Here is a 5,276-nt window from a genome sequence, read left to right on the forward strand (position 1 = left end):
AACCTGGCATCGAGCTATTTTTGCGTAGGGCAACCCCTAAACTATCGTGGCCGCAGCAGCGTTTCACCTCTGAGTTCGGGAAGGGTTCAGCGTGGTTCCACCGCGCAATAGACACCAGGAAAAACTGTTGGGTAACAAAACCCTGAAGACTGCCAAGTAACGCGAATTCAACAACCAATAGTATTGTGATGAGGTCAAGCCCTCGGTCTGTTAGCACGGCTCGGCTACATACATTACTGCACTTCCACCTACCGCCTATCAACGGGTGTTCTGCCCGTGACCTTACCTACTTTTAGTAGTGAGAGCACTCATCTTGAGGTGGGCTTCCCACTTAGATGCTTTCAGCGGTTATCCGCTCCGCACTTGGCTACCCAGCGTTTACCGTTGGCACGATAACTGGTACACCAGCGGTGCGTCCTTCCCGGTCCTCTCGTACTAAGGAAGGCTCCTCTCAATGCTCTTACGCCTGCACCGGATATGGACCGAACTGTCTCACGACGTTCTGAACCCAGCTCACGTACCGCTTTAATGGGCGAACAGCCCAACCCTTGGGACGTACTTCCGCCCCAGGTTGCGATGAGCCGACATCGAGGTGCCAAACCTCCCCGTCGATGTGGACTCTTGGGGGAGATCAGCCTGTTATCCCTAGAGTAACTTTTATCCGTTGAGCGACGGCCATTCCACTCTGCGCCGTCGGATCACTAAGGCCTACTTTCGTACCTGCTCGAGATGTCACTCTTGCAGTCAAGCTCCCTTTATGCCTTTACACTCGCCGCACGGTTTCCAAGCGTGCTGAGGGAACCTTTGCGCGCCTCCGTTACCTTTTAGGAGGCGACCGCCCCAGTCAAACTGCCCACCTGAAACTGTTCCCCTCCCAGATAATGGGAGTGGGTTAGAATCCTAGCTTCGCCAGAGTGGTATCTCACCGTTGGCTCCATATTCCCCACAAGGAATACTTCAACGCCTCCCACCTATCCTGCGCAAGCCAAGCCCGGACACAATTCCAGGCTACAGTAAAGCTTCATAGGGTCTTTCTGTCCAGGTGCAGGTAGTCCGTATCTTCACAGACATTCCTATTTCGCCGAGTCTCTCTCTGAGACACCATCCAGATCGTTACGCCTTTCGTGCGGGTCGGAACTTACCCGACAAGGAATTTCGCTACCTTAGGACCGTTATAGTTACGGCCGCCGTTCACCGGGGCTTCGGTCGCCAGCTTCAAGGTTTCCCCCTGACCGACTTCCTTAACCTTCCGGCACTGGGCAGGCGTCAGCCCCCATACTGCGTCATTCGACTTTGCGGAGACCTGTGTTTTTGGTAAACAGTCGCCTGGATCTCTTCACTGCGACCCACCTGTTACAGTGGGCACCCCTTCTTCCGAAGTTACGGGGCCATTTTGCCGAGTTCCTTAGAGAGAGTTATCTCGCGCCCCTTGGTATTCTCAACCTCCCTACCTGTGTCGGTTTCGGGTACAGGTAACTTAGAGTTAACGTGTTTAGAGCTTTTCTTGGAAGCTAGATTATGCCACTTCCCCACCGTAGTAGGTCGTACTCACGCCTCAACTCAAGACGTTTTCGCCGTCTCTCAACATCTTGACGCTTGAACCGGGAACCAATATCCGGCTGACATTCACCTTCTCCGTCCCTCTGCACAACTCTAAGTCAGTACGGGAATGTTAACCCGTTGTCCATCGACTACGCCGTTCGGCCTCGCCTTAGGACCTGACTAACCCTCCGGGGACGAACCTGGCGGAGGAACCCTTAGGGTTTCGGGGCATTGGATTCTCACCAATGTTTGCGCTACTCAAGCCGACATTCTCACTTCCGTTTCGTCCACAGCTGCTTGCCGCTACTGCTTCTACCTACGACGGAACGCTCCCCTACCGATTAATCGATAGACTAATCCCACAGCTTCGGTACATCGCTTAGCCCCGTTCATTTTCGGCGCAAGAGCGCTTGACTAGTGAGCTATTACGCACTCTTTCAAGGGTGGCTGCTTCTAGGCAAACCTCCTAGTTGTCTTAGCACTCTCACCTCCTTTATCACTTAGCGATGATTTGGGGACCTTAGCTGGTGGTCTGGGCTGTTTCCCTCTTGACGATGAAGCTTATCCCCCACCGTCTCACTGGCAACGTGTGCTCTGGGTATTCAGAGTTTGTCTCGATTTGGTACCGGTCTCCCAGCCCGCACCGAAACAGTGCTTTACCCCCCAGATATAATCGTTACCGCTGCGCCTCAACACATTTCGGGGAGAACCAGCTAGCTCCTGGTTCGATTGGCATTTCACCCCTAACCACAACTCATCCGCCGATTTTTCAACATCGGTCGGTGCGGACCTCCACTTGGTGTTACCCAAGCTTCATCCTGGCCATGGTTAGATCACCAGGGTTCGGGTCTATAAACACTGATTATCGCCCTGTTCAGACTCGCTTTCGCTTTGGCTCCGGCATTCTCGCCTTAACCTACCAGTGCCTATAAGTCGCCGGCTCATTCTTCAACAGGCACGCGGTCAGACGTTGAATCGTCCTCCCACTGCTTGTAAGCTAACGGTTTCATGTTCTATTTCACTCCCCTTCCGGGGTTCTTTTCACCTTTCCCTCGCGGTACTGGTTCACTATCGGTCACACAGTAGTATTTAGCCTTACGAGGTGGTCCTCGCTGATTCACATGGGATTCCTCGTGCCCCATGCTACTCGGGATTCAGCTACTATCTGGTCAGTTTTCGACTACAGGACTTTCACCTTCTTTGGTACAGTATTTAGCTGCTTCGTCTAACCTCCAGATTCGATCTCGCTGTCCCACTACCCCAAAAGGTAAACCCTTTGGTTTAGGCTTTTCCCCGTTCGCTCACCACTACTTAGGGAATCTCTTGATTGATTTCTCTTCCTCCAGCTACTAAGATGTTTCAGTTCGCTGGGTTGGCTCTTTCCTGCCTATATATTCAGCAGGTAGTATTTAGGGTTGCCCCATTCGGAAATCTCCGGCTCAATGTTTGCTTCCAACTCCCCGGAGCATATCGTCGGTAACCACGTCCTTCGTCGCCTCTGTGTGCCTAGGTATCCACCGTTAGCCCTTATTAGCTTGACCACTCAAACATTTGGTGTCTGTATCAAGTCAATTGTCTTTCGTCTTTTATCTTTAGGTTTTCACCAATGACTCTTGACTGATGACTCTTGACTACCTACAATTTTCGCGTTACTTATGCAGTTTTCAAGGTTCTGGCTGGACTTTCTCCCAGCAGTCTGACGCTCTGACGCCATGTTGCTGAGTTGAACTTTTCCATTGTTTTTGCTTTTCAACACAGGTGGAGGTTAGCGGACTCGAACCGCTGACATCCTGCTTGCAAAGCAGGCGCTCTACCAACTGAGCTAAACCCCCATCATTCAGTTATCAGTCAACAATTAACAGCTATCAGGTTTTTCTGACCACTGTTTACTGTTTACTGCTCACTGGTTTCAGGTGGGCCATCCTGGACTCGAACCAGGGACCTCACCCTTATCAGGGGTGCGCTCTAACCACCTGAGCTAATAGCCCATATTATCTGATAAATGTATGAACCAAATCATAGTTTGAAAGCTTTGAGCAAATGTCTGCGACCGACCTCGGTTTGACCATCTCAATCTCTATTTGCACTTTGCTTTCGAGTTTTGAGGGGTGTAGGTCTCCCTATAAAGGAGGTGATCCAGCCACACCTTCCGGTACGGCTACCTTGTTACGACTTCACCCCAGTCACCAGTCCTGCCTTAGGCATCCCCCTCTCCGAAAAGTTGGGGTAATGACTTCGGGCGTGACCAGCTTCCATGGTGTGACGGGCGGTGTGTACAAGGCCCGGGAACGAATTCACTGCAGTATGCTGACCTGCAATTACTAGCGATTCCTCCTTCACGCAGGCGAGTTGCAGCCTGCGATCTGAACTGAGCCACGGTTTACGGGATTAGCTTGACATCGCTGTTTTGCTGCCCTCTGTCCGTAGCATTGTAGTACGTGTGTAGCCCAAGACGTAAGGGGCATGCTGACTTGACGTCATCCCCACCTTCCTCCGGTTTGTCACCGGCAGTCTCTCTAGAGTGCCCACCCGAAGTGCTGGCAACTAAAAACGAGGGTTGCGCTCGTTGCGGGACTTAACCCAACATCTCACGACACGAGCTGACGACAGCCATGCACCACCTGTGTTCGCGCTCCCGAAGGCACTCCTCCCTTTCAAGAGGATTCGCGACATGTCAAGTCTTGGTAAGGTTCTTCGCGTTGCATCGAATTAAACCACATACTCCACCGCTTGTGCGGGCCCCCGTCAATTCCTTTGAGTTTCACACTTGCGTGCGTACTCCCCAGGCGGGATACTTAACGCGTTAGCTACGGCACGGCTCGGGTCGATACAAGCCACGCCTAGTATCCATCGTTTACGGCTAGGACTACTGGGGTATCTAATCCCATTCGCTCCCCTAGCTTTCGTCCCTCAGTGTCAGTTGCGGCCTAGCAGAGCGCTTTCGCCACCGGTGTTCTTCCTGATCTCTACGCATTTCACCGCTACACCAGGAATTCCCTCTGCCCCGAACGCACTCTAGCCGTGTAGTTTCCACTGCTCTTATGAGGTTGAGCCTCACTCTTTAACAGCAGACTTACACAGCCACCTGCGGACGCTTTACGCCCAATCATTCCGGATAACGCTTGCATCCTCCGTATTACCGCGGCTGCTGGCACGGAGTTAGCCGATGCTTATTCCTCAGGTACCGTCATTGTGTTCTTCCCTGAGAAAAGAGGTTTACGACCCAAGAGCCTTCCTCCCTCACGCGGTATTGCTCCGTCAGGCTTTCGCCCATTGCGGAAAATTCCCCACTGCTGCCTCCCGTAGGAGTCTGGGCCGTGTCTCAGTCCCAGTGTGGCTGATCATCCTCTCAGACCAGCTACTGATCGTCGCCTAGGTGCGCTCTTACCACACCTACTAGCTAATCAGACGCGAGCTCATCTTCAGGCAATTAATCTTTCACCTCTCGGCACATCCGGTATTAGCCACCGTTTCCAGTGGTTGTCCCAGACCTGAAGCCAGATTCTCACGCGTTACTCACCCGTCCGCCACTCACCCCGAAAGGTGCGTTCGACTTGCATGTGTTAAGCATACCGCCAGCGTTCATCCTGAGCCAGGATCAAACTCTCCGTTTTGAAGGGTTTGCTTTTTCGCTCAATAGCTGCTCTTTTTTAACTTCAGCTTAGTTAATTATTTTAATTGACGCATGCCACTTGCTCTATCATGGCTTTCAAACTATAATCTTTTCATGGTTC

2 tRNA genes and 3 rRNA genes are annotated in these 5,276 nt (G+C 52.1%); all 5 read right to left on the reverse strand.

From position 1 onward, the window contains the following. Position 1: 1 nt before the first annotated feature. Positions 2-119, reverse strand: a 5S ribosomal RNA gene (gene rrf, locus FNW02_RS37160). Positions 120-190: 71 nt separating this feature from the next. Next, positions 191-3,083: ribosomal RNA gene (locus FNW02_RS37165) — 23S ribosomal RNA — on the reverse strand. Between the two features lie 218 nt (positions 3,084-3,301). Further along, positions 3,302-3,374, reverse strand: a tRNA-Ala gene (locus FNW02_RS37170). A gap of 82 nt (positions 3,375-3,456) precedes the next feature. Continuing rightward, positions 3,457-3,530 (reverse strand) — tRNA-Ile (locus tag FNW02_RS37175). A gap of 136 nt (positions 3,531-3,666) precedes the next feature. After that, positions 3,667-5,156 (reverse strand): 16S ribosomal RNA (locus tag FNW02_RS37180). Together the 16S, 23S and 5S rRNA genes with 2 tRNA genes alongside form the textbook arrangement of a ribosomal RNA operon. Positions 5,157-5,276: the final 120 nt, after the last annotated feature.

The sequence above is a fragment of the Komarekiella delphini-convector SJRDD-AB1 genome, assembly GCF_014831675.1.
GTDB lineage: Bacteria > Cyanobacteriota > Cyanobacteriia > Cyanobacteriales > Nostocaceae > Komarekiella.